This window comes from Bacteroides sp. LFL-34 (genome assembly GCF_027257075.1).
Classification (GTDB): domain Bacteria; phylum Bacteroidota; class Bacteroidia; order Bacteroidales; family Bacteroidaceae; genus Bacteroides; species Bacteroides ovatus.
Genome location: NZ_JAPQKZ010000010.1, coordinates 52,938 through 77,722 on the forward strand (window position 1 = coordinate 52,938; position 24,785 = coordinate 77,722).

The 24,785-nt window shown below is 37.2% G+C and carries 45 protein-coding genes and 2 tRNA genes; 40 read left to right on the plus strand and 7 right to left on the minus strand.

Features of this window, described 5'->3' with window-relative positions:
* Nucleotides 1-99: 99 nt before the first annotated feature.
* Nucleotides 100-762: a uracil-DNA glycosylase gene (gene ung / locus N5O98_RS07870; RefSeq protein WP_008776256.1), complete on the minus strand. Its 663-nt coding sequence runs from the start codon at nucleotides 760-762 to the stop codon at nucleotides 100-102.
* 6 nt (nucleotides 763-768) lie between these two features.
* The gene (gene asnA, locus N5O98_RS07875) at nucleotides 769-1,806 is read right to left on the minus strand and encodes an aspartate--ammonia ligase (RefSeq protein WP_004299370.1); all 1,038 of its coding nucleotides are present in this window, start codon (nucleotides 1,804-1,806) and stop codon (nucleotides 769-771) included.
* Nucleotides 1,807-2,027: 221 nt separating this feature from the next.
* Here asnA and N5O98_RS07880 point away from each other — a divergent pair.
* Nucleotides 2,028-2,100: transfer RNA gene (locus N5O98_RS07880), tRNA-Arg, on the plus strand.
* Between the two features lie 145 nt (nucleotides 2,101-2,245).
* On the opposite strand, the gene N5O98_RS07885 is transcribed toward N5O98_RS07880, so the two are convergent.
* From N5O98_RS07885 to N5O98_RS07905, 5 genes are read right to left on the minus strand one after another with little or no spacing between them, the layout of a single operon-like run.
* Nucleotides 2,246-2,776: a hypothetical protein gene (locus N5O98_RS07885; protein WP_090616364.1), complete on the minus strand. Its 531-nt coding sequence runs from the start codon at nucleotides 2,774-2,776 to the stop codon at nucleotides 2,246-2,248.
* A 4-nt stretch (nucleotides 2,777-2,780) separates the two neighbouring features.
* Nucleotides 2,781-3,257 carry a hypothetical protein gene (locus tag N5O98_RS07890; RefSeq protein WP_130060837.1) on the minus strand — a complete coding sequence of 159 codons (477 nt, stop codon included), beginning with the start codon at nucleotides 3,255-3,257 and terminating at the stop codon, nucleotides 2,781-2,783.
* Nucleotides 3,254-4,030, minus strand: coding sequence for a hypothetical protein (locus tag N5O98_RS07895; RefSeq protein ID WP_269495591.1), 777 nt, complete (start codon nucleotides 4,028-4,030; stop codon nucleotides 3,254-3,256). Before N5O98_RS07895 ends, N5O98_RS07890 begins: the two co-directional genes overlap by 4 nt.
* An 11-nt stretch (nucleotides 4,031-4,041) precedes the next feature.
* Complete coding sequence (locus tag N5O98_RS07900) at nucleotides 4,042-4,209, minus strand: hypothetical protein (protein ID WP_158571588.1); 168 nt, start codon at nucleotides 4,207-4,209, stop codon at nucleotides 4,042-4,044.
* Nucleotides 4,210-4,254: 45 nt separating this feature from the next.
* A complete protein-coding gene (locus tag N5O98_RS07905) occupies nucleotides 4,255-4,962 on the minus strand; it encodes a S24 family peptidase (RefSeq protein WP_195664398.1) in 708 nt (235 codons plus the stop codon).
* 184 nt (nucleotides 4,963-5,146) lie between these two features.
* Between N5O98_RS07905 and N5O98_RS07910 the strand changes: the two genes are divergently transcribed.
* From N5O98_RS07910 to N5O98_RS08100, 39 genes are all read left to right on the plus strand, one after another.
* Nucleotides 5,147-5,425: a hypothetical protein gene (locus N5O98_RS07910; protein ID WP_195664397.1), complete on the plus strand. Its 279-nt coding sequence runs from the start codon at nucleotides 5,147-5,149 to the stop codon at nucleotides 5,423-5,425.
* A gap of 2 nt (nucleotides 5,426-5,427) precedes the next feature.
* Nucleotides 5,428-5,601 (plus strand): hypothetical protein, encoded by a 174-nt coding sequence (locus tag N5O98_RS07915; RefSeq protein ID WP_195664396.1) that lies wholly within the window; start codon nucleotides 5,428-5,430, stop codon nucleotides 5,599-5,601.
* Between the two features lie 635 nt (nucleotides 5,602-6,236).
* Nucleotides 6,237-6,382 (plus strand) — tRNA-OTHER (locus N5O98_RS07920).
* Between the two features lie 23 nt (nucleotides 6,383-6,405).
* Nucleotides 6,406-6,666, plus strand: a complete 261-nt coding sequence (locus N5O98_RS07925) for a hypothetical protein (RefSeq protein WP_195664395.1) — start codon at nucleotides 6,406-6,408, stop codon at nucleotides 6,664-6,666.
* Nucleotides 6,666-7,046: a helix-turn-helix domain-containing protein gene (locus tag N5O98_RS07930; RefSeq protein ID WP_195664394.1), complete on the plus strand. Its 381-nt coding sequence runs from the start codon at nucleotides 6,666-6,668 to the stop codon at nucleotides 7,044-7,046. Before N5O98_RS07925 ends, N5O98_RS07930 begins: the two co-directional genes overlap by 1 nt.
* Nucleotides 7,047-7,069: 23 nt before the next feature.
* The gene (locus tag N5O98_RS07935; RefSeq protein WP_195664393.1) at nucleotides 7,070-7,246 is read left to right on the plus strand and encodes a hypothetical protein; all 177 of its coding nucleotides are present in this window, start codon (nucleotides 7,070-7,072) and stop codon (nucleotides 7,244-7,246) included.
* A gap of 11 nt (nucleotides 7,247-7,257) precedes the next feature.
* Nucleotides 7,258-7,551, plus strand: a complete 294-nt coding sequence (locus N5O98_RS07940; protein WP_195664392.1) for a helix-turn-helix domain-containing protein — start codon at nucleotides 7,258-7,260, stop codon at nucleotides 7,549-7,551.
* 135 nt (nucleotides 7,552-7,686) lie between these two features.
* Entirely contained in the window at nucleotides 7,687-8,625 is a 939-nt protein-coding gene (locus N5O98_RS07945) for an ATP-binding protein (protein ID WP_195664391.1), read from the plus strand.
* Entirely contained in the window at nucleotides 8,609-9,430 is an 822-nt protein-coding gene (locus N5O98_RS07950) for a hypothetical protein (protein ID WP_087318649.1), read from the plus strand. Before N5O98_RS07945 ends, N5O98_RS07950 begins: the two co-directional genes overlap by 17 nt.
* Nucleotides 9,427-9,864, plus strand: a complete 438-nt coding sequence (locus N5O98_RS07955) for a hypothetical protein (protein WP_087318650.1) — start codon at nucleotides 9,427-9,429, stop codon at nucleotides 9,862-9,864. The genes N5O98_RS07950 and N5O98_RS07955 overlap by 4 nt, the downstream gene beginning before the upstream one ends.
* A gap of 12 nt (nucleotides 9,865-9,876) precedes the next feature.
* Entirely contained in the window at nucleotides 9,877-10,308 is a 432-nt protein-coding gene (locus tag N5O98_RS07960) for a hypothetical protein (RefSeq protein WP_087318651.1), read from the plus strand.
* On the plus strand, nucleotides 10,305-11,042 hold the full coding sequence (locus N5O98_RS07965) for a hypothetical protein (RefSeq protein WP_195664390.1): 738 nt from the start codon (nucleotides 10,305-10,307) through the stop codon (nucleotides 11,040-11,042). The genes N5O98_RS07960 and N5O98_RS07965 overlap by 4 nt, the downstream gene beginning before the upstream one ends.
* A gap of 182 nt (nucleotides 11,043-11,224) precedes the next feature.
* The gene (locus N5O98_RS07970; RefSeq protein ID WP_118161074.1) at nucleotides 11,225-11,704 is read left to right on the plus strand and encodes a recombination protein NinG; all 480 of its coding nucleotides are present in this window, start codon (nucleotides 11,225-11,227) and stop codon (nucleotides 11,702-11,704) included.
* Nucleotides 11,705-11,860: 156 nt separating this feature from the next.
* Nucleotides 11,861-13,030, plus strand: coding sequence for a DEAD/DEAH box helicase (locus N5O98_RS07975; protein ID WP_118161075.1), 1,170 nt, complete (start codon nucleotides 11,861-11,863; stop codon nucleotides 13,028-13,030).
* Between the two features lie 2 nt (nucleotides 13,031-13,032).
* Nucleotides 13,033-13,953: a hypothetical protein gene (locus tag N5O98_RS07980; RefSeq protein ID WP_195664389.1), complete on the plus strand. Its 921-nt coding sequence runs from the start codon at nucleotides 13,033-13,035 to the stop codon at nucleotides 13,951-13,953.
* On the plus strand, nucleotides 13,943-14,533 hold the full coding sequence (locus N5O98_RS07985) for a hypothetical protein (protein WP_229128009.1): 591 nt from the start codon (nucleotides 13,943-13,945) through the stop codon (nucleotides 14,531-14,533). The genes N5O98_RS07980 and N5O98_RS07985 overlap by 11 nt, the downstream gene beginning before the upstream one ends.
* Nucleotides 14,534-14,641: 108 nt before the next feature.
* Nucleotides 14,642-15,124: a DNA N-6-adenine-methyltransferase gene (locus N5O98_RS07990; RefSeq protein WP_195664388.1), complete on the plus strand. Its 483-nt coding sequence runs from the start codon at nucleotides 14,642-14,644 to the stop codon at nucleotides 15,122-15,124.
* 59 nt (nucleotides 15,125-15,183) lie between these two features.
* Nucleotides 15,184-15,675, plus strand: coding sequence for a class I SAM-dependent methyltransferase (locus N5O98_RS07995; protein WP_118161080.1), 492 nt, complete (start codon nucleotides 15,184-15,186; stop codon nucleotides 15,673-15,675).
* Nucleotides 15,676-15,698: 23 nt separating this feature from the next.
* Nucleotides 15,699-15,995 (plus strand): hypothetical protein, encoded by a 297-nt coding sequence (locus N5O98_RS08000; RefSeq protein WP_229128008.1) that lies wholly within the window; start codon nucleotides 15,699-15,701, stop codon nucleotides 15,993-15,995.
* Between the two features lie 53 nt (nucleotides 15,996-16,048).
* Complete coding sequence (locus N5O98_RS08005) at nucleotides 16,049-16,189, plus strand: hypothetical protein (RefSeq protein WP_158570389.1); 141 nt, start codon at nucleotides 16,049-16,051, stop codon at nucleotides 16,187-16,189.
* A 20-nt stretch (nucleotides 16,190-16,209) separates the two neighbouring features.
* Entirely contained in the window at nucleotides 16,210-16,482 is a 273-nt protein-coding gene (locus N5O98_RS08010; protein WP_195664387.1) for a hypothetical protein, read from the plus strand.
* Nucleotides 16,479-16,835, plus strand: a complete 357-nt coding sequence (locus N5O98_RS08015; protein ID WP_195664386.1) for a hypothetical protein — start codon at nucleotides 16,479-16,481, stop codon at nucleotides 16,833-16,835. Before N5O98_RS08010 ends, N5O98_RS08015 begins: the two co-directional genes overlap by 4 nt.
* 224 nt (nucleotides 16,836-17,059) lie before the next feature.
* Nucleotides 17,060-17,290: a hypothetical protein gene (locus tag N5O98_RS08020; RefSeq protein ID WP_195664385.1), complete on the plus strand. Its 231-nt coding sequence runs from the start codon at nucleotides 17,060-17,062 to the stop codon at nucleotides 17,288-17,290.
* 17 nt (nucleotides 17,291-17,307) lie between these two features.
* Nucleotides 17,308-17,664, plus strand: coding sequence for a DUF551 domain-containing protein (locus N5O98_RS08025; RefSeq protein WP_195664384.1), 357 nt, complete (start codon nucleotides 17,308-17,310; stop codon nucleotides 17,662-17,664).
* 3 nt (nucleotides 17,665-17,667) lie between these two features.
* The gene (locus N5O98_RS08030; RefSeq protein ID WP_195664383.1) at nucleotides 17,668-17,871 is read left to right on the plus strand and encodes a hypothetical protein; all 204 of its coding nucleotides are present in this window, start codon (nucleotides 17,668-17,670) and stop codon (nucleotides 17,869-17,871) included.
* Nucleotides 17,872-17,873: 2 nt separating this feature from the next.
* A complete protein-coding gene (locus N5O98_RS08035) occupies nucleotides 17,874-18,353 on the plus strand; it encodes a hypothetical protein (RefSeq protein WP_195664382.1) in 480 nt (159 codons plus the stop codon).
* Nucleotides 18,343-18,705, plus strand: coding sequence for a hypothetical protein (locus tag N5O98_RS08040; RefSeq protein ID WP_004303176.1), 363 nt, complete (start codon nucleotides 18,343-18,345; stop codon nucleotides 18,703-18,705). Before N5O98_RS08035 ends, N5O98_RS08040 begins: the two co-directional genes overlap by 11 nt.
* Before the next feature lies 1 nt (nucleotide 18,706).
* Nucleotides 18,707-18,898, plus strand: a complete 192-nt coding sequence (locus N5O98_RS08045; protein WP_195664381.1) for a hypothetical protein — start codon at nucleotides 18,707-18,709, stop codon at nucleotides 18,896-18,898.
* A gap of 2 nt (nucleotides 18,899-18,900) precedes the next feature.
* A complete protein-coding gene (locus N5O98_RS08050; RefSeq protein WP_195664380.1) occupies nucleotides 18,901-19,173 on the plus strand; it encodes a hypothetical protein in 273 nt (90 codons plus the stop codon).
* Nucleotides 19,174-19,175: 2 nt separating this feature from the next.
* On the plus strand, nucleotides 19,176-19,565 hold the full coding sequence (locus N5O98_RS08055; protein ID WP_195664379.1) for a hypothetical protein: 390 nt from the start codon (nucleotides 19,176-19,178) through the stop codon (nucleotides 19,563-19,565).
* A 13-nt stretch (nucleotides 19,566-19,578) separates the two neighbouring features.
* On the plus strand, nucleotides 19,579-19,953 hold the full coding sequence (locus tag N5O98_RS08060) for a hypothetical protein (RefSeq protein WP_195664378.1): 375 nt from the start codon (nucleotides 19,579-19,581) through the stop codon (nucleotides 19,951-19,953).
* Between the two features lie 2 nt (nucleotides 19,954-19,955).
* Nucleotides 19,956-20,609: a hypothetical protein gene (locus N5O98_RS08065; protein WP_118161148.1), complete on the plus strand. Its 654-nt coding sequence runs from the start codon at nucleotides 19,956-19,958 to the stop codon at nucleotides 20,607-20,609.
* A 31-nt stretch (nucleotides 20,610-20,640) separates the two neighbouring features.
* On the plus strand, nucleotides 20,641-20,781 hold the full coding sequence (locus tag N5O98_RS08070) for a hypothetical protein (RefSeq protein WP_195664405.1): 141 nt from the start codon (nucleotides 20,641-20,643) through the stop codon (nucleotides 20,779-20,781).
* Between the two features lie 83 nt (nucleotides 20,782-20,864).
* The gene (locus tag N5O98_RS08075; RefSeq protein ID WP_195664377.1) at nucleotides 20,865-21,299 is read left to right on the plus strand and encodes a hypothetical protein; all 435 of its coding nucleotides are present in this window, start codon (nucleotides 20,865-20,867) and stop codon (nucleotides 21,297-21,299) included.
* Nucleotides 21,296-22,390, plus strand: coding sequence for a DUF4417 domain-containing protein (locus tag N5O98_RS08080; RefSeq protein WP_229128006.1), 1,095 nt, complete (start codon nucleotides 21,296-21,298; stop codon nucleotides 22,388-22,390). The genes N5O98_RS08075 and N5O98_RS08080 overlap by 4 nt, the downstream gene beginning before the upstream one ends.
* A complete protein-coding gene (locus N5O98_RS08085) occupies nucleotides 22,347-22,754 on the plus strand; it encodes a hypothetical protein (protein ID WP_195664404.1) in 408 nt (135 codons plus the stop codon). The genes N5O98_RS08080 and N5O98_RS08085 overlap by 44 nt, the downstream gene beginning before the upstream one ends.
* On the plus strand, nucleotides 22,754-23,068 hold the full coding sequence (locus N5O98_RS08090) for a hypothetical protein (protein WP_195664376.1): 315 nt from the start codon (nucleotides 22,754-22,756) through the stop codon (nucleotides 23,066-23,068). Before N5O98_RS08085 ends, N5O98_RS08090 begins: the two co-directional genes overlap by 1 nt.
* Nucleotides 23,069-23,114: 46 nt before the next feature.
* Nucleotides 23,115-23,516 carry a hypothetical protein gene (locus N5O98_RS08095; RefSeq protein WP_195664403.1) on the plus strand — a complete coding sequence of 134 codons (402 nt, stop codon included), beginning with the start codon at nucleotides 23,115-23,117 and terminating at the stop codon, nucleotides 23,514-23,516.
* Complete coding sequence (locus tag N5O98_RS08100; protein ID WP_195664375.1) at nucleotides 23,513-24,781, plus strand: PBSX family phage terminase large subunit; 1,269 nt, start codon at nucleotides 23,513-23,515, stop codon at nucleotides 24,779-24,781. Before N5O98_RS08095 ends, N5O98_RS08100 begins: the two co-directional genes overlap by 4 nt.
* The last annotated feature ends 4 nt before the right edge of the window (nucleotides 24,782-24,785 follow it).

Sequence of the window (24,785 nt, forward strand, 5' to 3'; positions counted from 1 at the left end):
AGAAAAGAAAAATGGCTGCGCTATCATTCGACGAATAGTGCAGCCATTTTTTTTACTCTTTACTCTTTATTCTCAACTCTCCATTCTCAACTTCTCCAACTACCATGCGATTTCTGTTTTTCCATGGGTTTTCAGGTAATCGTTTGTACGGCTGAAATGTTTGTTTCCGAAGAAGCCGTTGTAAGCTGAAAGAGGAGAGGGGTGGGCAGAGGTGAGCACCAGATGCTTGTTGCGGTCGATAAACGCCCCTTTCTTTTGAGCGTATGATCCCCATAAGATAAATACCAGGTTTTCTTTTTCTTCTGTCAGGGCACGGATTGCAGCATCGGTAAATGTTTCCCAGCCACGATTCTGATGTGAACCTGCTTGGTGGGCACGTACCGTCAGAGTTGCGTTGAGTAATAATACTCCTTGTTCTGCCCAGCGAGTCAGGTTTCCCGTGGTCGGGGCATCTGAACCGATGTCGGCTTTGATTTCTTTGAATATGTTCACTAATGAAGGGGGAAAAGGCACTCCGTCGTTTACAGAGAAACAGAGACCATGTGCTTGTCCCGGTCCATGGTAAGGATCTTGTCCTATAATTACAACTTTCACTTTGTCGAAAGGACAAAGGTTGAAAGCATTGAAGATCAGTTTTCCCGGAGGGAAGATCTGATACTGGCTATATTCGCTTTTGACGAAATCGGTCAGTGTGCGAAAGTAGTCTTTGTCGAATTCGGGTTTTAAATGTGCTTTCCAGCTTTCTTCAATTTGTACGTTCATAGTCTGTTATATAAGGTGTATATCAAGTTCTTCACATTCTTTGCGCATATCTTCGGGCCAGATGCTGGCTTGTATCTCTCCAATGTGAGCTTTGCGAAGGTAGAACATACACAAGCGGGATTGTCCGATACCTCCTCCGATAGATAGTGGAAGGGTGTCATTCATCAATCGCTTGTGGAAATAAAGTTCCAGTCTTTTTTCTTCTTTTTCTTCTTTCAACTGACGTTGCAAGGCTTCTTTGTCAACACGGATTCCCATAGATGATAATTCGATGGAGCGTTGCAGTACATTGTCCCACAGAAGGAGGTCGCCGTTTAGTCCGGGCAAGTCGTTCAATCCTTTGGTTGTGTAGTCGTCATAGTCCGGTGCGCGTCCGTCGTGTTTCTTGCCGTCGCTAAGTTTGCAGCCTATGCCTATGATAAACACAGCTCCGTATTTCTGACAGATGGCATGTTCGCGACATTTGGGTTCCAGATCCGGATAAAGTTGGCGCAATTCTTCTGAATGGATGAAATGTAGCTTTTGTGGCAGGCACGGCTTGATTTGCGGATACATTTCGTATACCATATATTCTGTACGGATCATAGCTGCATAAATACGGTTGACGATCTCTTTCAGGAAGTTTACGTTCCGGTCTTCATTGGTGATGACACGTTCCCAGTCCCACTGGTCTACGTAGAGAGAATGCAGGTTGCCCAGTTCTTCGTCTGAACGGATTGCGTTCATATCCGTATAAATACCATATCCGGGTTCGATATGATAGTCAGCTAAGGTCAACCTTTTCCATTTAGCCAATGAATGAACCACTTCGGCTTGTGCATCGCCCAGATCTTTAATAGGGAAAGAAACGGGTCGTTCTATTCCGTTCAAATCGTCATTGATACCCATTCCTTTCAATACGAAAAGGGGGGCAGTCACACGTCTAAGGCGTAGCTCGGATGACAAGTTTAATTGGAAGAACTCTTTTATTTGCTTGATTCCCAGCTCGGTCTGTTTGAGGTCGAGTAGCGGATTATAGTTCTTAGGTTTTATCAAGTAACTCATAGGTTTGTTAAATGTTAATTGTCGGCAAAGATAGGAATAAAATTGATATATGTAATGGATATTCTCTAAAAGATTGTCAATTTGATAAAGTAAATGCTCTAAAGCATTTCAAAATAACAGTGTCTTAACATGGGGAAGTACCTTAAGAACTATAAAAAAAGAAGAATCATTAGGAAGATGAGAAGATTTTTTATACTTTTGTCCTCGCATTTAGAAAGAATGGCCCCGTAGCTTAGTGAATAGAGCGTCAGATTCCGGTTCTGAAGGTCGTGCGTTTGAATCGCACCGGGGTCACAATAAAAAATCGCAATTCATTATTAATTAATGGATTGCGATTTTTAATTTATGTGTGTTGCACAACAATTGCACAACATCTAGGAATGTGGAGAGATTTATTAATAAAATAAAAGCCCGTTTTTTAGACGGGCTATTATTGGTATTACATGTTCTTTTTAACAAGATCAACATATCCGGGGAAGTCTCCGGGATTATTATAAAGTTTCTTTGGATCATTCGTCATCTGAATTATTTCCCAGTTTGGCGAAATATATATAAGGTACTCGTCCAAGATTACAGCTCCTAATTTATTCTTACCTCTAAATTTATACTTGTATAAATAGGCTACATCTTCATTGACTTTATCGCCCATCGCATTTTGAATAGAATCTATTCCAATAAGTATTATACTATCTTTAGTTATTGAAGAAGAATAATCTAATCCATAATTGGATGCCCCTTTATTGTTTTCAATGCTTTTTTGGAAGTATTCTTTTCGATAGTTGATATTATCAATATACTTTATAGTATCAATGGCTTCCGCAGAAACAAACTCATAGCTAGACCAATCATTCATTTCTGTTTTCAGTTTGGCTTCTACTACTTCTCTTACTTTTTTCTCGTTTTGATTACCTGATCCCCCACATGAACAAAGTGCAGTGATTGCACATACTAATAAAATGATCTTTTTCATAAGCTTATTTTCTTTTGGTTGGTGATTTTCTTGTATGAGGTCGTACATAAGTTCCATCTTTTCTATAATATCCTTTTACTTGTACTCGACCTGTACCAGTGGAACGTGAAGGTGAATATGAGGATTTTGTCTTGATTGATTCTGTAAAATCTATTCTTTTTCCTTTAAAGTAATAGGTGGAATCTGTAGAGTTAAAAGTTAGATGTTTTATATCTTTAGAGGATATTTGTATAGGGTTTGATAAATTATAAGTTCCACAAATATATCCTTTATGACTTCCATATTGGGCTTTTTTTACAGTGCTACGACTCTCTTTGATAACTATATGTTTTCCTTTAGGAACATACATATAAGGAAGAAAATTATCTTTTGTAGGTTGTAAATCTATTTTAGATTCTGTTTGATATATATAATATTTACCTGATGAACATCCCGTCATTAATATGGTAAAAATTAATATTAAGAATAATATCTTTTTCATAAGCTAGTTTTTTGATTATCCGATTTTGTTTGATTGTGTGAATTTAAATACTCTACTGCCTTTTGGTACTTTTCATTAAATTCATTCATCTTTTTATTATATATCACTGTGTCTTTAAATAATTCAAAGTCTTCTTTAATATGTGCTTTCTCTGTTTCTGCATTTTCTATAATATCTTTATAATACTCTATGTTCTGTTGTTCAACGACAGAGCGCCATAAGAATATAGGGACCAGTAAAAACAATGAGAGTAAAATATATAATATGCCTGCTTTTATTAGTGATTTTCGCTCGGAAGGATTACAAGGTACTTTTATTCTTATATCTTGTTTTACATGTCCGTTCAGCCTGCGCCCATCTTTATATCTTCTATCTGGTACAAATTGTGCAACTAAAACAGATTTCTTCATGAATACTGTTTTTTGAAAAAATTTCATGATACCAAATATGAATATAATAATAGAAGGTACTACTAAAATAGCAAAAAATAAAGAAACAATATAGAGTACTATTTTAATGCCAGCGTTATATCTAAATAAAGATACTTGAAACCCTTCTGCTTCTGCTCTTAATCTTAATTCTTCGGGGGAGATGACCTCATTGGTTGATTCATCGAAAAATTGGTTATGTGTATTTTTTCCGATACCTCTTATTGGGGTACTATGTGCATTCCCATAAATAGAGTTACTTATCACTTTCCCTCCATCTCGTCCCACTTGATTCACAGCAGACCGTATAAACCCTTTTGCTAAATCTTCAGTAAAATTTCCCATTAAATTTATTGCTATTTTTTATGTTGCCAACAGTAGATGCTTCCTTTTTCTGCATTACGTTTACATTGGTCTCCATCTTTAGTTATTGCCTGACATCTTTGGTTGTCGTCTTCATCACTACATGCTTGCAAAAATGTTGGTAATAAAAAGATTGAAATTAATAGCAGTGCCTTTTTCATAATCTTGTGTTTTAATTAATTTAATATTCGATTGTTATTCTTATTTTATCTTCTTCTAGGTCTAACTGATTCTATAACATTGAAAATCTGTTTTACATCGCACAAATCAATAACTCGATCAGGGTACATATCATTTAATGAATGAATAGTAATAGTGTGATTTTCCACATCATGATCTATAATGCGCTTAACTATGATTCCATCGGTGTGCACTATAACGAAATCCCATTTGCGAAGATGTAATTTGGAAGTTGCCCAAAGGTATGGAGCGATTTCACGACAGTAAAGTCTATCGCCTTCTAGATAGCTTTCTTCGGTTCCATTATTCATACTATCTCCTTTGACCTCAAAGGCTATATAATTTCCATGTCCTTCTTTATCTACTATAAATGGTATTTTAGGTAATTGCTCCATGTAAGATGCGTCTGTGTATCCATCTAAATAACCCGCATAAGCGAATTGATTAACTAACGGGATATAAACCACGTCTTGTTGGATGGGCGTAGCTTCATTATATTGGGGTGTATTATTGGTAGTTTTGAGCATTTCGCCTTCTCCTGTAAGTAGCCAAGTAGGATTTACGTCAGGAATTTTAGACAGTATTTTATCTAAAACACTTTTTCCGATTCCTCTTTTTCCACTAACCCATCCACTTGTAGTAGATGTTTTCTCATTCATGAAATTAGCAAATTCCATGTTATTATCATGGAAAAAGTATTTTCTTACTTCTTTAATCCTTTCAAATACTTCCATATTACAGGTTGAAGATTCGCATTATTGTTAATAAAACTTTTATTTGCGAATTAAATTCGCATAAAATTTGCATGATTCGCAAAAGTGCGTATCTTTGCAACATCAAACAACATCCAACACCACAAAGGTGCAAAGTTTGAGCGAGAAAAGCAAATTTTTTACATAACTAAAAATAGGTAAGACGATGAACGCATTTACATTTTTGACAGAAAACGGAAAATTCAATAACAGTGAGATAATGAAACACGCTCACATCTTGAAAGCGTATCGTCGTATCTCTTTGAGTGAAGCCTTGAAACAGGCTTGGTTTCTGGCAAAGAGACAGCAAAGAGAATACAGAGAGATTGAAGAGGAAAAGAAGTCTTTCAAGCCGGCATTCAATGCAAGCAAGGGAAACGTATTGAAAGCGTTCTTTGCCGGAAATCATGCTGATTATGTAAATCGTGATAGTTCATGGAGGTAATTATGAATACAGAACAGATTAACGACAAATTGGCTTTCCTTCATCAATACGTGAAGGATTTGGAGGGAAGAGACGAAAAGACCGTTCAGTTATTGACCTCTTTTAATAAGCCAAAGGAATGGATCATGAATTACCTCTTCAATTTGGTTAGTGAATACGAATCCCTGTTAGGTTAGAATCTACGAAAGAAGCGAGCGAAACGCTTTCGGGGAGCATTGATTAGTTCTTTGACATATTGGTTCATACGAAAAGAAATTCAACCGTAGCAGAAATGCCGAGACCGGGTTGAAGGTTCGAATTAGTAGCGCATATCACTTGGAAGTCCGAAAAAACGTCTTTATCAGTAAGCATATAGCAGTTAGGCGAGCTATAACGCTATCTAAGTGATTCAACATATAGCCCGTACAGACAGTTGCACTGTTTGCGTGATGTCTTGATCGGATCAAGGTACGGGCGCAAACTTTTAATCCAAATAGTTATGTTTAATATTATAAGAAAACACAGAGAAAAGAAATTAAGAGAAAGGTGTATTAAATATGCATTAAGAATCTCTAATGTGTATACAACTCATTCTTTAATTGATGCGGCAGATAATATTTATAATTATATCAGTAGGCATGAAAGACAATGATGATGTTATTATCATACATATAAAAATAATCATTTTTATATTGGGTTTTATAGCGGGTATATTATTAGGCAAATAATATTTTAATGGTTTTTACTATGTGGGTGTACAGTCTGCGAAGATAGTACACCTTTATTCGTTTGAATTTCGATAAGTCCTGTATCTGACGTGGTACAGGCAAATGGATAAGTGGCGGAATTGGTAGACGCTTAGTTTGATAATACGGCTGACTAGCCTCGAAGCAAGAAAGACGATCGGGGAAGTCAGAACCACAATTGAAACGTACAAACGAAATCTTGCAAATCCCGGTTCAACTCCGGGCTTATCCACAAATAATCAAATAATTAATCTTATGGCAAATAAAAGACTAGAAGTAATCACGGAAAATGTGCTTCGTACTAGAGGGATAAAAGTATCAAAATACCCAGAAAGTGTTTCTAATGGACTTGATGAAATGGAAATTGGGCAAGTTTTTGGTTTCTTACCTAAAAATCCCAATGTACTGAACTCTACAATTAGTAGAAAAAGAAGAGCCTCGTGGAATTGTAAAGAATGGGATGTATTAGGAATAGATCCATTAAATAAAATCTGTTTTGTTAAACGTACATTGTAATGGAACCTTTATCTCAATGTGAGTACCAAGTAGCCCATGAAGTAGCAAAAGGTCATACTCCTGATGAAATAGCGGATTTACTTAAAAAGTCGGTTTGGACGATAAAAGCGCAAATACGGGACATTCATAAGAAACTAGGCATTAATAACAATGTCGAGCTTACTTTATATATGCTATGTGATAGGGCAAAAAGAAATTTCGATCTGAAAGAAATACGAAAGCATGGAATTGAATTTTTCTTCTCTGTATGGTTCTTCATTTTAGCTATAACTCCTAATTTCCAAATGGATATGAGAAGGTTAAGAATGCGTTCCAGTGCTCGAATATCGGCAAGGGCTGTTCGACCTAAAAGAGATAGTTATTTGATGTTCGCTGCCTAATATTAACTATAAAAATATGTTCTATGAAAACAATTCATAAAATACAGAATATAATTGCGGTCATTGCTTTAGGAATGTCTATGCATTTAGCAACGCAATTGGAAATAACTACCAAAGAGACTATATCAGCCGCTATAATGGTAGTTCTCACTATAGTAATGCTACTAGAAAGAAATTATAAAGAAGTTCAACAAAAATAATAGGAGGAATTATGGGAATTACAGAAATATTGGATAGTGGCGCAGATGTTACTTTAAAAATTAAAAGTAAAGACTTAAAAGATTTTGCGGATCATTTGATTGAAAAATCAATAAAAGGGGTCAAAGAATCATTTGTTAGACCGGAAGAGAGATATTTAACGATAAAAGAAGTTGCTGAAAAACTTCATGTTGATCCATCAACTTTATGGAGTTGGGATAAAAAAGGTTATCTCCGTAAAATAGAGGTTGGAGGGAAAAGATTATATCGTGAAAGTGACGTAGAAGCAATTCTAAATCGCAAATAACCATTCTAATCCTAGTGTCCGTTGATTCGGTATCTAGGAATAAAATTTTGTCATTTAAATTCGATTTTGGAAGCGTCGGTTCGTGAGGATAGGCGCTTTATTTATTTCGATTAACCACTTTGAATAATATAAGATATGGGACTTATTAAGAAACCTAACGAGCTGACCGTTAAGACTACATTGTCAGCACTGATTTATGGCCAACCAGGTATGGGTAAAACAACACTTGCATTAAGTGCTCCTAATCCTGTATTGTTTGATTACGACGGTGGTATTCACCGTGTAAATGCAGCTCATCGTGTCCCTACTGTCCAAATAACCAGTTGGGAAGAAACGAATGAAGTATTATCCTCCGAGGAAATAGAAGAATTCGATACTATTGTTATTGATACAGCGGGCAAAATGCTTTCTTTCATGGATAAATTCATTATACAAACCAATCCTAAGATGCGCAAGAATGACGGTACGTTATCTCTACAAGGGTATGGAGTTCGGAAAAATATGTTCATTAATTTTGTGAATCAGGTTTCTCTTATGGGAAAATCTGTGATATTCGTAGCTCATGAACGTGAAGAAAAGAATGGGGATGATAAACAGATTCGTCCAGAAATTGGTGGTTCATCTGCAGGAGATTTAATAAAAGAACTTGATCTGGTCGGGTATATGGAAGCTATAGGAAAAGATCGAACTATATCTTTTGATCCATGTGAAAAGTTTTATGGTAAAAATACTTGTAATCTTCCATCACGTATAAAAATACCTGTCATTATTGATTCTTCCGGGCAAATAACAGGAAAGAATGATTTTATGACAAATGTTATTCTTACATATAAGGAGTATCAAGCAAAACAAACTGAATTATCATCTGTATATGATACAGTGGTTGATGCAATCCGTGATACTGTGGAGCAGGTTACAGACCAGGTTTCCGCCAATGAAGCCAGAACGGCTATCTTAAATATGACACATGTCTTTGATAGTAAATTACGTGGTAGTATCCTACTTAATGAAAAATGTAAGAAACTAGGTTTGAAATTTAACAAAGCATCGAATCTATATGAACCTGCGGCCTAAGTATAAACTATATCCGACGCTACTTGATAAATTCACTCAATATCTAAGAGTAGACGAACAAGTTGAAAGTTTTTGGAATATTGATGCTGAAACAGGAGAATATAAGAAGAGCCCGGAACAGATAGAGGAAGAACTAAAACAAAGCCTATTAGATGCCATAAATCGTGTTCCCTTTGAAAGTGAAGCATCAGATAAGGGTACGGCTTTTAATGCCATCATAGATTGTTATATTCATAAGAAAAACCATATTCCTAATGAACGTGAGCCATATACTATAATTGGAGATAAAGAAACCAATATTATTCAGGTTGATTTTCCTGCCACAGATATATCTCCAGAAAGACATTTCCTCTTTGATAGGATCTGGTGTATTGAACAGTCGGAATATTTTGCTAACGCCTTGTCTCAAGTATTGGTTTCTGCAATACTTCCCACCTGTTATGGAGAAGTGGAATTATATGGATATATAGATGAGTTAATAAGGGATGTTGTTTATGATATTAAATCTACCTCTAATTATCAATTTGGAAAGTATGAACATGGATGGCAAAGACATGTATATCCCTATTGTTTAATTGCATCCGGTCAAATGGATAATATTAAGGCTTTTGAATATACTGCTTTCCATTTAAAAGGCGGAACTAGTCGGAATCCCCTGATAACAGGTGTTCGTTATCCTGAATATTATACATATAATCATGAGCAGACAGTTAAGTTGCTTACCGCTCATGTTGAACGGTTTATAGAATTCATAGAGGAAAATCGGGAATATATTATAGATAAAAAAATATTTGGTTTGGAATGATTTTCGATTTGAAGAATGAATATCAAATACCCAAGTTCAAAGAGTATGTAAACAAGCTGTTTAGTGAACGTGCGGTGGTGGAAGTGAAAAAGAAACTTCCTAACCGCACGCTTGCCCAAAACAGCTACTTACATCTTCTTTTAGGATATTTCGGTAGTGAGTACGGTTGTAGCCTTGACGAAGCCAAAATTGACTTCTATAAGAGAACTTGCAACCGTGATTTGTTTGAACGCAAAACGATCAACAAGAAAGGTGAAGAAGTAACTTATTTACGCAGTTCGGCAGAACTGACAACAGGGGAAATGACTTTATCTATTGAGCGTTTTCGTAATTGGAGCACGGCACAGGCAGATATTTATCTACCGGCTGCTAATGAACATCAAATGTTGGTATATGCCCAGCAAGAAATTGAACGTAACAAAGAATTTATTTAATCATTTTATTTTATGGACAAATTTTTAGGTCAAGAAATCCCCGAAAAGGATAGATGGCAGTTCTTACAGGACAATGCCGATGCAGTGGAAGAGATTGGCTATACTCATCGCTTTACACCGGATGAATTAGCGCAAAAGAAAGAATCTCTTGCTGAAACCTCAATTCAAATTAATGATATTGAGATAGAGAAAAAAGAAGCAATGGAAGCATTTAAGGCAGAGTTAAAGCCTTTGAATGAAAGGAAACAGGAACTTCTTGAAAATATAAAGAAAGGCTCTGAATATGTTGAAAATGAAGAGTGTGTAAAAATTCTCTATCATGAAGAAAAGATGGCCGGGTATTACAACAAACTTGGTGAGCTGGTTTATTCCCGTCCTATCATGCCGCAGGAAATGCAAAGAACTATTTTTAATATTAACCGTAAAACAGGAACAGAATCATGAGCGAAAACAAATTAAACGTGGTTGTACCGAAAGATTATAATGGTACGCCTATTGAAGTAGTATTGAGAGAGGGAACAGCCCCCGAACAACTGGAGATAAAAGAGCCGGAAAGGGTTATGATAGACGGGACGATTGATGCGCCTTACAGATGGTTAGAGAAACGTATTGATTTAATCAACCAAAAGTCTTCCAATATTATCGTGAATCGTGACAAGATGGGGATGATTTTAACGATTAACGAAACAAATTATTACCAAGATGCCATCACCGGTGTACTTCAGCCGTCCAAAGAGATGGTAGAGTTCGGCATTAATACCGATAAGAAATGGGAACCTATCAAATTATCGCAGTTTTTGAAGATGCACCGAGCTTTCTTTACTGACAAGTCGCAGAACATGATGCTTGTTTCTACTTTGAAGAACTTCAAGGCAAAAGTAAACCAAGACATCGAACGCAGTAAGGAGGAAAATGGCAGTAAGGTGGATAACTACTCACAGGTGGTTGATTCCAACCTTCCAAAATCTTTCAAACTAAACATCCCTCTTTTCAAAGGTTTTGCCTGTGAAGAGATAGAAGTCGAAATTTACGCTGATGTGGACGGTCGGGATGTTTCTTTATCTCTTGTGTCTGCCGGTGCGAATGAGGCCATCGAGGAATACAAGAATAAAGTCATTGATGAACAATTGGAGCAGATCAAACAGATTGCACCGGATATTGTAATTATAGAAGTATAAGATGGTTGGTGGTATGGCGGAATTGGTAGACGCTGACAACTCTTAGTAGACTTGGTTATGATGTTATGAAAACTGGGCATCATTGTAAAACGAACCAATCCAGTGTTACACGGAAGATGTAGAAGATTGCCAAGCATTGCAGGTTCGAATCCTGCTACCACCACAAACTAAAATTATAAACAATGCCGTATTACATTAAACGAACCAAAGCTAAGAAAAAAGACAAGCCTTTACCTCTGTTTGATAAAGCAGGGGTAACAGTAAAGAAAAAGCCGGATTTGAAAGCTAAACTCGACAAGGAGTTTTCCCTTTTCATCCGGCTTCGTGATTGTATGCCGAACGGATATTTTCGCTGTATCAGTTGCGGACAGATAAAGCCGTTTACACAAGCAGACTGCGGGCACTATTTCAGTCGTACACATTTGGCAACACGGTTTGATGAGAATAATTGCCATGCCGAATGCCGGCACTGCAACAGGTTCAAAGCCGATCATTTGGAAGGCTATCGGGTGAATCTGATAGCCAAAATCGGGCAACAGAAATTTGACTTGCTGAAAGTGAAAGCTGATGGTACTTCCAAAATGACTGATTTTGAGTACGAACAGCTAATCAAGTATTACAAAGCACTTAATAAGAAGTTACGAAAGGAGAAAGGGGTATGAATGATTTGGAAGCAGGAACATTTGTCATGATGGTCAAGAATAATGATGGTTCATTCTCTCCGGTTGGATTAAGTAAGGAACAGGCTTATATAATCCGGACATTTCTTTCCAAACTTAGTGAGGATTCCCCTTTTATCATTAAATCAGAAGATAGATATGTACAAACTACGTGATTACCAACAGAAAGCCTCTGATGCTGCCGTTTCTTTCTTCAATAACAGGGCGAAGAAGACGAATGCTATCATGGTTCTGCCTACGGGGAGTGGAAAGAGCCTTATCATAGCGGATATAGCCGCAAGGCTTGACGGTCATACATTGGTTTTTCAGCCCTCAAAAGAAATTTTAGAGCAAAACTTCAAAAAACTCTGCTCATACGGCATTCTTGATTGCAGTATCTATTCAGCATCCTTTAACTCAAAGGAGATAAGCCGGATAACATTTGCCACCATCGGCAGTGTGAAGAATCATCCTGAACTGTTCACCCACTTCAAGAACATCATCGTGGACGAATGTCACCTTGTTAACCCTAAAGAGGGAATGTACAAGGATTTCTTCGATGCGGTGAAGTGTAAGGTTCTTGGACTGACAGCTACACCGTATCGTTTAAGTTCCAGCCGTGACTTTGGTTCTATGCTGAAATTTATCACTCGGACAAAACCTCATGTCTTTTCAGAGGTCATTTACCATGTACAGGTATCAACCCTATTAGATATGGGCTACTTGGCGAAGCTAAACTATTATCCGATGAATCCTTCAGGATGGAATGAACTTAACCTGAAAGTAAATACCACCGGTGCCGACTATACGGATAAATCAGTTCAACGAGAATATGAACGGATAGACTTCTACGGTTATCTCGTTCATATCGTCCAAAGACTGATGAATCCCAAAGCAGGTGGTAAGAGAAAAGGCATTTTAGTATTTACTCGGTTCTTGAAAGAAGCAGAGCGGTTGACCTATTCAATACCTGGTTGCGCTATTGTATCCGGTGATACTCCAAAAGCAACTCGTGAAATGATTCTCCAACATTTCAAAACTGGGGAAATACCAGTAGTGGCGAATGTCGGGGTATTGACTACGGGTTTTGATTATCCAGAACTTGACACTGTTGTTATGGCACGTCCTACGATGTCACTTGCTATGTGGTATCAGATAGTCGGTCGGGCTATTCGCCCCCACCCTTCCAAAGAATGTGGCTGGATTGTAGATTTATGCGGTAACATCAAACGTTTTGGCGAAGTCTCTGATTTACGGTTGTTTGATAGCGGTAATGGTAAATGGGTAGTTTGCTCTAAAGGAAGACAATTAACAAACGTGAGATTCTAACTATGGACGAAGGATTTTTGAGGCTAAGCCGCAGGTTTTTCTCGAATGAAATGTGGAAGGTAGCCCGTGAGTTTTCGGAGTGCGAAGCGTGGCTTGACTTGATTCAGTCAGCACGATTTGAGGCAACCGACAAGGCGTACAGCGAACTCATCGGAGGTCGGGAAATCTCTTATACAAGAGGTCAATATCCAGCATCCATATCGTTTTTGATGAAGCGTTGGCAATGGTCTGAAAAGAAAGTACGCTATTTCCTTGCCAAACTGAAAAAGAGAGGTATGATAACGACTTGTAACAAACAAGGCATGACTGTGATAACTTTATGCAACTATGATGAGTATAATCCTGTCAAAGGCAAGGATGAGGACATAGGTAGGGGCATAGATAACAACAAAGAAATCAGTGAGTTAAACAATGCTTTGGGCGAGCTAAGGGCAGAGCTAAGGGCAACTGCTGAAAAAATGGCTAAAAAAATGGAAGAATTGGGGCAGGCTAGGGGCAATAAGAAGAAGAAAGATAAAGAAATAGATAATAATAATCCCCCCATACCCCCCGAGGGGGAGGGGATAAATATAAAATCTCGTTCTGTTTTTGAATCTTATGTGAAATCGACTTTTGACACAGATTACTATTGGACCGAGAAAGACGCTGGATCAATGAGTAAACTTCTTAAGAAGATTAGTTTTTCCCGGAATCAGAAAGGTATGCCTGTTGATGATGATTCTCTATTGTACGCTCTTCAAAGTTTGTTATCATCAATACACGATGATTGGATATTGAAGAATTTTAGCGTAGCTATAATTAACTCAAAATATAACGAAATTGTAAATCAAGCAAGAAATGGAAACAAGGATAAGACCGGTAACTCCGATTCCGATAGGAAAGCTGTTATCCGCACAACTGCCACCTACAACATTGATAAATGACAAGAAGAGACGAGCGGAAGTGTTTGCTGAATGCTGCCGCTTTGTTTGTCCGGGATTTAAAGTTGAAGGGGCTTTTAGAAAGATAATGAATGATATATTTCTCTATGCAGAAGGTGATTCGGGGGCTGGGAAAGGCCTTTTGCTAACAGGAGATTACGGGACCGGTAAATCAACTATAATGCAAATTCTAAATAAATACTTATGGTTTATTGGAGGACGTGATGCCGGGGATTATCCCATTGGAGGATTCAGAATTGATTCCGCCTCTTATGTTGCTACTGGGTTTTCGATGAAAGGACGGGATTATTTGGAGCTGTATACTTACAATGGTGGAATCCCTAGGACGATCTGTTTTGATGAATTAGGGAGGGAACCTATTCCTTCTAAGCATTTTGGTACGGAGTTGAATGTTATGCAGTATATTCTTCAATGTCGATATGAATTGAGATACGAGTGTAAAACTCATATAACGACAAATCTTTCTATAGAAGAGATTCAGGATCGATATGGTGCATATATCGCTGATCGCATTAATGAAATGTTTAATGTAATTGAATTGAAAGGATCTTCCCGCAGATGAGAATACTCCTAAACATCCTCCTTCTCCTAGTAGTGAACATCTTATTTTACCTGGTGGTATATGCGATAGCGGACCACTTGATGGATACAATTAATTAAAATATTTTCAATGAATACAACCTTTGAGAAATCGGTTAATACCACCGATGAATGGTACACGCCAAAAGAAATTATAGACGCATTGGGAAAGTTCGATTTAGATCCATGCGCTCCGGTTAAACCGCTTTGGCAAACAGCTACACAAATGTACAACAAGAACCATGACGGATTAACTAAAGATTGGGTAGGTCGTGTTTGGCTAAATCCACCTTACTCCCGTCCTCTAATAGAACGTTTCGTTAAACGTCTGGCAGAGCATGGAAACGGAATCGCATTACTTTTCAATCGTTGCGATTCAAAGATGTTTCAAGATGTCATCTTTGAAAAAGCAACAGCTATGAAATTTCTACGGAACCGGATTCGCTTCTTTCGACCGGATGGGACTCGTGGAGATTCGCCCGGTTGCGGAAGTATCCTAATCGCTTTCGGTGAAGATAATGCCGATATATTAAGAACTTGCGATATCGCAGGTAAGTATATACGAATCAATTAGAGTAAAACCTTGCAAGTTCTTGAAGGATTATCAAGGATTTGCGAAAAACAAATAAAGTAATGAGTGAAACAAAAATCATATTAGATGCCTGTTGCGGTAGCCGGATGTTTTGGTTTGATAAGAAGAATCCGAATACTTTATTCATAGACAAACGTAGTGAAACCATCACGGCCAAAGATAGAGATAAGATCAGAACCATAGAAGTAAAACCCGATATTGTAGCAGATTTCACTAATTTGCCATTTGAGGACAACTCTTTCTATATGGTAGTGTTTGACCCTCCACACCTTAAAACACTTGGTGAAACGTCATGGATGGCAAAGAAGTACGGCAAACTTCCTTCGAATTGGCAGGAAGTAATAAAAGCTGGTTTCGATGAATGTATGCGTGTCTTAAAGCCAAATGGTACATTGGTATTCAAGTGGAACGAAAGCGAGATAAAAGCTATTGAAATATTGTCTCTTATCCCTTATGAGCCGTTGTTTGGGCACACTACAGGGAGGCAAAGTAAGACGATATGGATGTGCTTTATGAAGTTACCAATTGACTAATAACAAAATTAGAAAGTAATCAAATGATAATAGCATGGTTTTCTTGCGGTGCAACATCCGCAGTTGCTTGTAAGATAGCATTAAGTCTATACGATGATGTGCAGATTTACTACATCGAGACAGGCTCCGGACATCCTGATAACGCCCGATTCCTGGCAAATTGTGAAAAGTGGTACAATCAGCCAATATACACCATTCGCAGCGATAAGTATATCAATGTAGAGGATGTACTGACTAAAAAACGGTATATCAATGGTCCGACTGGTGCGGCTTGTACATTCCGCCTCTTATGTTGCTACGATCCAAATAACAGAGGATGAGTGGAAGAACGCTTTGAAAAATTGTATAAACCCATATTAAAGACAAAAAAGATATGAAGAAATATAGAGTATATGACTGTTACGGACACAACGTAGCTGTATTTTTTGAAGAAAAAGATGCATCAGACTATTGTAATTGGAAAAACTCTTATAAAGGATGGAAATACTACACGTATGAACCTGCAATTGATTAACGTAAAAAAAAAGAACAGAAATGGATATATATAAATTTATTAATAGTACTATCAAAAGCTATGATAAATATCGAAAGAATTGTGACATTATAGCTAAGGAGGCACAAAAGTATATTGATTTTGATGATTCTGTTTCTTGTGAGTATATCATTGGGACTGGTTTAAGTATATTAGTTACAATATCTGCAAATTACACTTTCTCTGAAAGTGTATGTCCTATAGTAGGGTTCTTTGAATATGCCAAAGGGAAGGATAAATTATCAGTGGATGACATTAAAAAAATATCATTATGAGAAAGATAATAGGTGCAAAGGTTAGGACTCTTTGCCAACTAAAAAATAAAGGTGGGATAATCATTGAAAAAGGTGAAGTCTGTACTATTGTTCAAAGCTATCGTGGCTATGGCATACGTACCGATGATTATCGACAAATAAATAGAGTGGATAAATCACAAATTGATTTTATCAAACCACTAAAAGCTAAAAAAATTGTGGTTACTCCTGATGAATATGAAGCTATCCAGTTTGCACTTTCAGAGGTAGAGGCTTCTGTTGGTTATGGAGATCTATCGGAAGAACAATCTGAACTATATAAGGCAAATGAAGTGCTACTCCACAATCTTTTAGATAAAATCAATAACGCATAGCAATATAAGTATGAAAACAGAATCAAGTGCAGTAAATCCGTATAATGGAATGTTCGGGCAGCAGGGATGGATTTGCCCGAAGTGTGGGAGAGTGTATTCACCTTTTACTCAAATGTGTTTGTATTGTAAGCCCAATAATACAACAACTGTTTCTAATCTTGGTAACAGAACTAATAATATTGTCAGTGAAAAAGAACTAAGAGAAAACCGTAAAACAGAGTAATATGAAGAAGATTAAAGATTTAACAATCAAGGTAACTTACATAGTTGGGCTTAGTAATATTGAAGTCCCTGACGAAGTTTATAATGAATTAGCTAAAGCCTATGATGAAGGTGGTGATGTACCTGAATGGGATGATGAGCTTGAAAACGCAAATGAATGGTTGTTAGATAATATCCGACAAAATGATGCTATGGAGTGGGAGTTTGAGATTGAAGATTTTCGAGATAAATAATTAATAACAAAATAATTATGAAACAGACATTAAAAGAAGCAGCAAGAAAATACGCTGACGAGATATATGATCCTGCTGACAGAGGAATTTTGTATAGAGAAACACAGGATGATTTTATCGCTGGTGCAGAATGGCATGCAAAGCAATCCCATTGGATAAATGTTAAGGAACGGTTGCCGGACTATGAGGGAAAAGTTTTAGTTCTTTATGAATATGAAGGGGAAATGCAAATTCAAGAACTTTTCTATATTGGCGAAAAAAGAATGGTGTTTGGTTCTAGTGAAGTACTTGCGTGGATGCCAATACCATCTTTCGATGAAATACTGGAAGCCAACAAAGATGTACTAGAACGGATTAAAGAGAAAGGAGATTGATTAATGAGATTTATATTAATTATACTTATGATAACCATGTTATTATCTTGTAAAGATGATATAGCTGGTCCTTTAAAAGGTGGAACGATTATTACTGTTAAAGGAGACACTATTAAGTTTTATGGAGGAACGTTGACTTATAGCGGATTTGGCACTAGAAGTATTAGGGATATTGCAATTAATGAATTAAAGAAGAAAGGAGATTGAATATGAAATATGTTAGAACATTCTTATATAAATATGATGGTGATGAAAAGGTAAAAAATTGGCAATGGTTTTTAGTATTAATGAATTCATATAATGGTACTAAAGCAGTATATATTAAGATGAAAAAAATGCCTGTTTTTAATGAATTTCAACATCAAATTCATTGCACGAGTGAAATATGCAATGGAATACATAAGCCAACAATATACTCTATAACAAGACTTAAAGAAAATGATGCTATACCAAATATGGCATATTGCTATGAAGAAGAAATTGTTACAAAAGGAAAATTTTATGGAGATCAAGTAGACGGTGAAACTTTTGTAGAATCTTATTGTCGCAAGCCTACGGAGCAAATAAAAAATGATATACCCATATCGTTTGAAAATAGAGAAGTAAATCACTCCTGTAAATATAAAACTGGATCACAGAGAGCAGCCGAGTATATAGATAGATCAAAAAAAATGAGAGATGGTTATTAATTTATTGCTAGAAAAATTAAATAGCAAATATCACTTTAATAGTGGCGGGTGTTGCTATGTGGCTTATCTAATAGCTAAAGAATTAGAAGAAATGAATGAACCCTTTTACTTAATAATACAAGCTAGCTCATGGAAAGGGAATCATTATTGTATATCATGCCCTAAATTCGGGCTTATTAACCCATTTCAGGATTATCAACATCAAGTACATTTACGTGCTTCATCGGACACTATAAAGCGTATTTATGATGATAATGAATGGAGCTTAAAGTATGATACTAGTAAAAATGCAGAGCTTGCCAAAGAAATTAAGAATATATTCAATTTATTCAAAATAAAAAAAGGAGACTAATATGTATGTAGCAAGAGACAAAGACGGTGATTTGTACCTTTATAAGAAGCAACCCGTGAAGTATTCGGAAAGTTGGCAATTATGTAGTGACAATCCCCATGATTTCTATAAGCTAGACTCTTCTTTATTTCCCGAAGTAAAATGGGAAGATGAAGAGCCGACGGAAGTTGAATTGGTAAAGAAGGAGAAATAGCTATGGATGATATAAAATTGTCATTACAACAAATAGAAAAGATGAGACATGCCATTGGATTGGGTTACGAAAACACCAAAAAAAGCAGATATTGCGCTTATCGTAACAGATATATTGTTTCTAAACCAGATAATGATTGGGAAGAATTAGTTTCAATCGGATATGCTACGAAACGTGAATTTGAAATTGAAAAACAAATCGTGTATTATGTTTCAGAGCTTGGAATGAAATACTTAGGTTGTTTGTTTGGGTGCATAATAACAGAAAGCGATTAACGATGACCGAAGAACTTATAACATTAGAAACAGCGAAGCTGATGAAAAATAAAGGGTTCAGCGAATGTGTATTTACTTTTTATGAAGCAGATGGCGTAGAAGGTGACATGATACTATCTGAAACTTACGATTATTCAGAGAATTTCAATAAAAGAGAGGGTTTCCTTTCTGCACCTTCCCAATCTCTCGTCCAAAAGTGGCTACGTGAAACCAAAAATCTACATATTTCCATCATTAGAAACGCTTGCGGTTATGGATATGATATATGCAAAGCTGACAATGGCACTCATATAGCCGATGGGATATTTAAAGGCCCGAATGATGGTGGTCAGTGGGATACCTATGAAGAAGCATTGGAAGTTGGAATACAAGAAGCAATAAAACTAATATAAATAATACAAAATCATGAAAACATTTGATTTAGAAAAAGCAAAAGCAGGTGCATTTGTATGCACAAGAGAAGGATTTAGAGCTAGAATTGTATGTTTTGACGCAGATAACGATAGATTCCCTATTGTTGCTCTACTTAAAAGTGATAATGGCAAAGAATATCCCGTTTCTTTTACTAAAGAAGGACGATTTTCTGATGGAGAAGCCGACAGCCCAAAAGATTTATTCATGGTGGGAGAAAAGAAAGAAGGATGGATAAATATATATGAAGCATTCATGGTAAGATGTATTGGAGCGGTTTACAACTCAAAAGAAACAGCCATGCGTATGAAAGTTAATGAAAAAGATATTACATACATAACTACAGTTAGAGTAGAATGGGAGGAATAATCATGAAGAAAATAATGTTTAACGATAAATTTGGCTTAACCCAAGCCGTATTAGATGGTCGAAAGACTATGACGAGAAGAATAATCAAATGTCCAATAACTTTTAGGGGAGAATGGGTCGCAGGATTCAATATACACAGAAGTCCTTCTGATAAAAAGATAGTTGGCTTTCCTTGTATGTACGATGCAGATGAAAGGGAGTTTGATATGGGCGAGATATTGCCGAAATATGAACTTGGAGAAGTTGTTGCCATTGCGCAAAGTTATATGGATGTTGACCGATTCCATAGAAAAGGGAAAAATGCGGCTTACTTAGAATACTTGGATTCTATATTGCCTGAACTGAAATTATATCCCGGTTGGGGAAATAAGATGTTTGTGAAAGCCGACCTAATGCCCCACCATATCAAAATTACCGGGATCAAGGTTGAACGCCTACAGGACATTAGCGATGAAGATTGCTTGAAAGAGGGGATTATTCATGTGTCAACTTTTCTTGGACAAAAAATATATCATACCCCACATGTAAACGGATCTTACTTGTCAACGAACGTAGCCCAAGAAGCTTTTGCCTACTTGATAGACAAAGTATCCGGCAAAGGTACATGGGAAAGTAATCCGTTTGTATTTGCTTACGAGTTTGTGTTATTTGACTAAGGGAGGAATAGCCATGCCAATAAGCGAAGTTATGAACCAAGCAGACAGCAACCTACTGGCGGAATGTATGAAGGAAGCCATGAAAGTGGAATTCCTGGAAACCAGCGAAGAGATAAAGTTATGGGCTTATTCCCTGTATAATGCGAAAATATGGGGGAGAAGTGTAAAGTAAAAGAGCGTCACCCGAACCACCAGATAGACGCCCTTCCCTAATTCATAGTACAAATATACTATTTACTTTTAAATTATCGTACTATGTTTTCAGAAATATCAGAGTTAAAATCTATCAGAGAGCAGAAATCCAGATTGTCAGAAAGAGAGTCTGAATTATCTGCTCCTATTATGTCAGATCTGGATTATATTCCATCCATATATAAATGGTTTTGCGAAATACAGGATTTTAGGGATTGCCCGGGAAATAAGGATAGCGTTCATATCAGAAAGAAGTTTATATTTATCATTCTTTTCCTTTATGCTCCCAGTGTATTGGCTGGTGGGAGAATGCCAAAAGGACTTCGGGATAAGATTGCCGAATCGGTAAATATCAGCGATAAAACATTTATTTCCCACAATATCGAAACTGTGGTTGTTCTCTACAATAATTATAAGGACTTTCGGAAGGATATAGAGTATATTTACACTGGAATTGTATCTCGGTTGAAAGACAATGGTATAATAGGCAAGGTATGATAAAAAGAGAAAACATAGTAATATCTAAAGTGCATCCCAATGATGGTCAAATAGATGGATTACCGAAGAATCCTCGGCTTATCAAGGGAGAAAGATTTCGTAAGCTTTGCAAATCTATAAAAGAGCTTCCCGAAATGACAGAAGCAAGGGATATTCTTGTTTACCCATATAATAGCGGATACATTGTAATTGGGGGAAATATGCGTTTGCATGCTTACAGGCATTTAGGATGGAAAGAAGTTCCATGCTGTATTTTACCGGAAGATATGCCAGTAGAAAAGCTTCGTCAAATGCTTATTCAGGACAATAATCCATTCGGAGAGACGGACTGGAATATGATTGCCAATGAATGGGACAGCAAAGAACTTGATGATTGGGGATTTGAGGTGTGGCAGGAGCCGGAACAAAAGTCTTCAGAGCGTAGTTCAGAGGAACAACAGGAAGAAGAAAGCGAAGAGGATATAGAAAAGACAGATTTCTATGATATGATGCTTGGTGACAGGATATATGACAGCAATAATGATTTTGACATTCCTAATTTAAGGGCGGACGAACAGCCAGCAAACGGCCTTGTAATTCCCTTATCTGCATGGGGCGCTGATACCAGACAAAAGAAAGGAATATCTACCTATCATTTCTATGTAGAGGATTACCGATTTGAAGCAATATGGAAAGACCCGACAACTGTTCTTAATAGCGGATGTGAGGCTGTCATAGAGCCGAACTTGTCTTTGTTCGACACAACCCCTGTTGCCTACGGATTACATCAGATATACAAAAAGAGGTGGATTTCCCGCTATTGGCAGGAATGCGGTGTGAAGGTGTGGGCTGATTTGAATGTGGCAAAGAAGTTTCAAAAGTGGAATCGTTTAGGTATTCCTGACGGGTATAACGCTTTTGCGACCCGTGGATATTCTGACAGGCAGGAGTATTTAAAGGAAGAAATACAGATTGCCCGTGAAATATCAGGAAAGGATATTCCTAATATGATAGTTTACGGTGGTGGAGATAAAATAAAAGATATATGCGTGCAAAACAGCATTATATATGTCGAACAGTTTATGGCTAACAGAGTTAAGAAAGGAGATTGAAATGGCTAAAACAAGTGGAGGGATTAGAGGAGGATCAAGTAAAAGTTTTTCGGGAGATGCTCGTACTCTATTTAGTAATATAGAAAGAGGTTACGGACGTCAAATTGATTTCTCCGGTTATCAGACCAAAAAACTTCAAAGTTTACAGAGGTTAGGAAAAAGTTATAATCCAAATGAGAGGAATGCGGCTATACAAGCATATAACTCTTATGCAAACAGGGTTACAGGTGGGGCATACCGCTCTATTGAACACAGTTCGCTTGAAGGGGCAAGGTCTGAATTAATAAAGACTGCTCAAAAAGCATCTGCATACAGAAACCTAAATGCAATAACAGAAGAATTAAGACGAAGAAGGAAAAGATAATGGCAAAGACATCAGGAGGAATTAGGGGGGGCAGTGTAAAAGCTACCCGTAGAACTGGGCCGGGATTTACCGAACCTATTCAGGGACCCACAAAAGCGAGTTCCAATGCAACAGAGATTCAATATGTATTTGTTGACAAAATAACGGGGAATGAATCTAACGGTTATATCAGTTCTGATGTTGCGAAAAAGGCGATAAAACAAGCCGAAAGGGGAGATAAGGATGCTGGTATATACGAACCTGATAACTATTATATCCAACGAATAGAAGTCATGAAAGGAACTAATCGCTCTAGTAAGTACAGAGGGTGGTGATTTATAATAATAAAGCAAGTAGAAAACGGTTTGTAAACGGTTTGAAATGGCAAATAAGAATATAGCTAAAGATGGAAAGAAAACAAGATTTACGAGCGAAAACCAGCCTCAAAACAGAGGCCGGAAGCCTAAGCTATATACTATTGCAAAAAAAGCCTATAATATATCCTATGACGAATGGAAGGAGGTTGTAGTGCATGTTATGCAATGTACCAAAAAAGAGGTTGAGGATATTATAGAGAAAGACGATACCCCCATGTGGGTCATTAATATTTGCAGAGCATTATATAAAGATTCCGGCAAGGGATCTATCGCTACGTTAAAGGAATTGACCGAAAAGCTATGGGGAAAGCCTATGCAAGAGACAAAGCCTGAAGATGCCGATGTACCTACCAATATAGACCACGGTATAAGTATTGATTCCTGGATTAAAGATAAACTGAAATGATAGAACCCCAAGCGATATATCACCCCCTTTACACTGATACGGACAAATTTATAATCCTTATCACTGGTGGGCGTGGCTCCGGCAAATCCTTCAATGCTTCCACCTTCATTGAACGTCTGACCTTTGAAATGACGGAAGCTGGAAAGATAGTGCATCAGGTTCTCTACACCCGTTACACGATGGTTTCCGCTGGTATGTCTATCATTCCCGAAATGATGGAGAAGATAGAGCTAGACGGAACAACTAAGTATTTCAAGACTACCAAGACGGATATAGTCAATAAAATGACTAATAGCCGTATCATGTTCCGAGGCATCAAGACTTCATCTGGTAATCAGACGGCAAAACTAAAATCTATTCAGGGGATTACTACTTTCGTCTGTGATGAAGCGGAAGAGTGGACGAATGAGGAAGAATTTGATAAGATAATGCTCTCCATCCGTAAAAAGGGGATTCAGAACCGGATTATCATCATAATGAACCCGTGTGATTCCAATCACTTCATCTACAAGAAATACATTGAGAAAACCCATAAGCTTGTAGAGATTGACGGAGTGCAGGTGCAAGTCTCTACTCATCCGAATGTACTTCATATTCACACCACCTATTTTGATAATTTGGACAATCTTTCACCGGAGTTTCTGAAAGAGGTTGAGGACATGAAAGTAAATGATCCGGATAAATATGCTCATGTGGTTATCGGACGATGGGCTGACGTGGCAGAAGGTGCTGTATTCAAAAAATGGGGCATTGTTGATGAGTTCCCGATTTGGTGCAAAAAGGTTGCTTTTGGGCAAGATTTCGGGTATACTCATGACCCGTCCGCCTCTATTCGCTGCGGAATTATTGATAATGCTCTGTATTTGGATGAAGTGGATTACCGGACCGGGCTTCTTTCCTCTGATATCATTAAAACGCTTCGTCCATGGGGATTGAAGGTTATAGCCGATAGTGCTGATCCACGGTTGATTCAAGAAATACACAATGGAGGGATAAAAATATATCCTGTCGAAAAGGGAGCGGGTTCTATTAACGCAGGTATAGACAAAATGAAGAGCATGGATATTTTTGTAACTAAACGTTCATACAATCTTCAGAAAGAACTACGGAAATATGTGTGGGCTAAAGATAAGGATGGGAACTATATAAATGAACCGGAAGATCATGATAACCACGCTATCGATGCAGCCCGTTATTATGTATTGGGTGAGCTTCTTGGTAAAATTCAGAAACCTAAAGATTATTCGGGGATTTTTGGACGTTAAAAAT

Bases quoted from the DNA above. Each gene is read 5' to 3' on its own strand.
- N5O98_RS08040 (WP_004303176.1), top strand. From the start codon at position 18,343: ATGGTTATTAATTTATTGCTAGAAAAATTAAATAGCAAATATCACTTT.
- N5O98_RS08050 (WP_195664380.1), top strand. From the start codon at position 18,901: ATGGATGATATAAAATTGTCATTACAACAAATAGAAAAGATGAGACAT.
- N5O98_RS07895 (WP_269495591.1), bottom strand. From the start codon at position 4,030: ATGGGAAATTTTACTGAAGATTTAGCAAAAGGGTTTATACGGTCTGCT.
- N5O98_RS08060 (WP_195664378.1), top strand. From the start codon at position 19,579: ATGAAAACATTTGATTTAGAAAAAGCAAAAGCAGGTGCATTTGTATGC.
- asnA (WP_004299370.1), bottom strand. From the start codon at position 1,806: ATGAGTTACTTGATAAAACCTAAGAACTATAATCCGCTACTCGACCTC.
- N5O98_RS07935 (WP_195664393.1), top strand. From the start codon at position 7,070: ATGAAAACAATTCATAAAATACAGAATATAATTGCGGTCATTGCTTTA.
- N5O98_RS08080 (WP_229128006.1), top strand. From the start codon at position 21,296: ATGATAAAAAGAGAAAACATAGTAATATCTAAAGTGCATCCCAATGAT.
- N5O98_RS08000 (WP_229128008.1), top strand. From the start codon at position 15,699: ATGATAATAGCATGGTTTTCTTGCGGTGCAACATCCGCAGTTGCTTGT.
- N5O98_RS08100 (WP_195664375.1), top strand. From the start codon at position 23,513: ATGATAGAACCCCAAGCGATATATCACCCCCTTTACACTGATACGGAC.
- N5O98_RS07965 (WP_195664390.1), top strand. From the start codon at position 10,305: ATGAGCGAAAACAAATTAAACGTGGTTGTACCGAAAGATTATAATGGT.
- N5O98_RS07990 (WP_195664388.1), top strand. From the start codon at position 14,642: ATGAATACAACCTTTGAGAAATCGGTTAATACCACCGATGAATGGTAC.
- N5O98_RS07975 (WP_118161075.1), top strand. From the start codon at position 11,861: ATGTACAAACTACGTGATTACCAACAGAAAGCCTCTGATGCTGCCGTT.
- N5O98_RS07945 (WP_195664391.1), top strand. From the start codon at position 7,687: ATGGGACTTATTAAGAAACCTAACGAGCTGACCGTTAAGACTACATTG.
- N5O98_RS07915 (WP_195664396.1), top strand. From the start codon at position 5,428: ATGAATACAGAACAGATTAACGACAAATTGGCTTTCCTTCATCAATAC.
- N5O98_RS08095 (WP_195664403.1), top strand. From the start codon at position 23,115: ATGGCAAATAAGAATATAGCTAAAGATGGAAAGAAAACAAGATTTACG.
- N5O98_RS08010 (WP_195664387.1), top strand. From the start codon at position 16,210: ATGGATATATATAAATTTATTAATAGTACTATCAAAAGCTATGATAAA.
- N5O98_RS07940 (WP_195664392.1), top strand. From the start codon at position 7,258: ATGGGAATTACAGAAATATTGGATAGTGGCGCAGATGTTACTTTAAAA.
- N5O98_RS07910 (WP_195664397.1), top strand. From the start codon at position 5,147: ATGAACGCATTTACATTTTTGACAGAAAACGGAAAATTCAATAACAGT.
- N5O98_RS08015 (WP_195664386.1), top strand. From the start codon at position 16,479: ATGAGAAAGATAATAGGTGCAAAGGTTAGGACTCTTTGCCAACTAAAA.
- N5O98_RS08065 (WP_118161148.1), top strand. From the start codon at position 19,956: ATGAAGAAAATAATGTTTAACGATAAATTTGGCTTAACCCAAGCCGTA.
- N5O98_RS07955 (WP_087318650.1), top strand. From the start codon at position 9,427: ATGATTTTCGATTTGAAGAATGAATATCAAATACCCAAGTTCAAAGAG.
- N5O98_RS07930 (WP_195664394.1), top strand. From the start codon at position 6,666: ATGGAACCTTTATCTCAATGTGAGTACCAAGTAGCCCATGAAGTAGCA.
- N5O98_RS08055 (WP_195664379.1), top strand. From the start codon at position 19,176: ATGACCGAAGAACTTATAACATTAGAAACAGCGAAGCTGATGAAAAAT.
- N5O98_RS08005 (WP_158570389.1), top strand. From the start codon at position 16,049: ATGAAGAAATATAGAGTATATGACTGTTACGGACACAACGTAGCTGTA.
- N5O98_RS07890 (WP_130060837.1), bottom strand. From the start codon at position 3,257: ATGAAAAAGATATTATTCTTAATATTAATTTTTACCATATTAATGACG.
- N5O98_RS07900 (WP_158571588.1), bottom strand. From the start codon at position 4,209: ATGAAAAAGGCACTGCTATTAATTTCAATCTTTTTATTACCAACATTT.
- N5O98_RS08085 (WP_195664404.1), top strand. From the start codon at position 22,347: ATGTCGAACAGTTTATGGCTAACAGAGTTAAGAAAGGAGATTGAAATG.
- N5O98_RS07980 (WP_195664389.1), top strand. From the start codon at position 13,033: ATGGACGAAGGATTTTTGAGGCTAAGCCGCAGGTTTTTCTCGAATGAA.
- N5O98_RS08030 (WP_195664383.1), top strand. From the start codon at position 17,668: ATGAGATTTATATTAATTATACTTATGATAACCATGTTATTATCTTGT.
- N5O98_RS07925 (WP_195664395.1), top strand. From the start codon at position 6,406: ATGGCAAATAAAAGACTAGAAGTAATCACGGAAAATGTGCTTCGTACT.
- ung (WP_008776256.1), bottom strand. From the start codon at position 762: ATGAACGTACAAATTGAAGAAAGCTGGAAAGCACATTTAAAACCCGAA.
- N5O98_RS08020 (WP_195664385.1), top strand. From the start codon at position 17,060: ATGAAGAAGATTAAAGATTTAACAATCAAGGTAACTTACATAGTTGGG.
- N5O98_RS08025 (WP_195664384.1), top strand. From the start codon at position 17,308: ATGAAACAGACATTAAAAGAAGCAGCAAGAAAATACGCTGACGAGATA.
- N5O98_RS07950 (WP_087318649.1), top strand. From the start codon at position 8,609: ATGAACCTGCGGCCTAAGTATAAACTATATCCGACGCTACTTGATAAA.
- N5O98_RS08075 (WP_195664377.1), top strand. From the start codon at position 20,865: ATGTTTTCAGAAATATCAGAGTTAAAATCTATCAGAGAGCAGAAATCC.
- N5O98_RS07970 (WP_118161074.1), top strand. From the start codon at position 11,225: ATGCCGTATTACATTAAACGAACCAAAGCTAAGAAAAAAGACAAGCCT.
- N5O98_RS08070 (WP_195664405.1), top strand. From the start codon at position 20,641: ATGAACCAAGCAGACAGCAACCTACTGGCGGAATGTATGAAGGAAGCC.
- N5O98_RS07995 (WP_118161080.1), top strand. From the start codon at position 15,184: ATGAGTGAAACAAAAATCATATTAGATGCCTGTTGCGGTAGCCGGATG.
- N5O98_RS07905 (WP_195664398.1), bottom strand. From the start codon at position 4,962: ATGGAAGTATTTGAAAGGATTAAAGAAGTAAGAAAATACTTTTTCCAT.
- N5O98_RS08035 (WP_195664382.1), top strand. From the start codon at position 17,874: ATGAAATATGTTAGAACATTCTTATATAAATATGATGGTGATGAAAAG.
- N5O98_RS07885 (WP_090616364.1), bottom strand. From the start codon at position 2,776: ATGAAAAAGATCATTTTATTAGTATGTGCAATCACTGCACTTTGTTCA.
- N5O98_RS08090 (WP_195664376.1), top strand. From the start codon at position 22,754: ATGGCAAAGACATCAGGAGGAATTAGGGGGGGCAGTGTAAAAGCTACC.
- N5O98_RS08045 (WP_195664381.1), top strand. From the start codon at position 18,707: ATGTATGTAGCAAGAGACAAAGACGGTGATTTGTACCTTTATAAGAAG.
- N5O98_RS07960 (WP_087318651.1), top strand. From the start codon at position 9,877: ATGGACAAATTTTTAGGTCAAGAAATCCCCGAAAAGGATAGATGGCAG.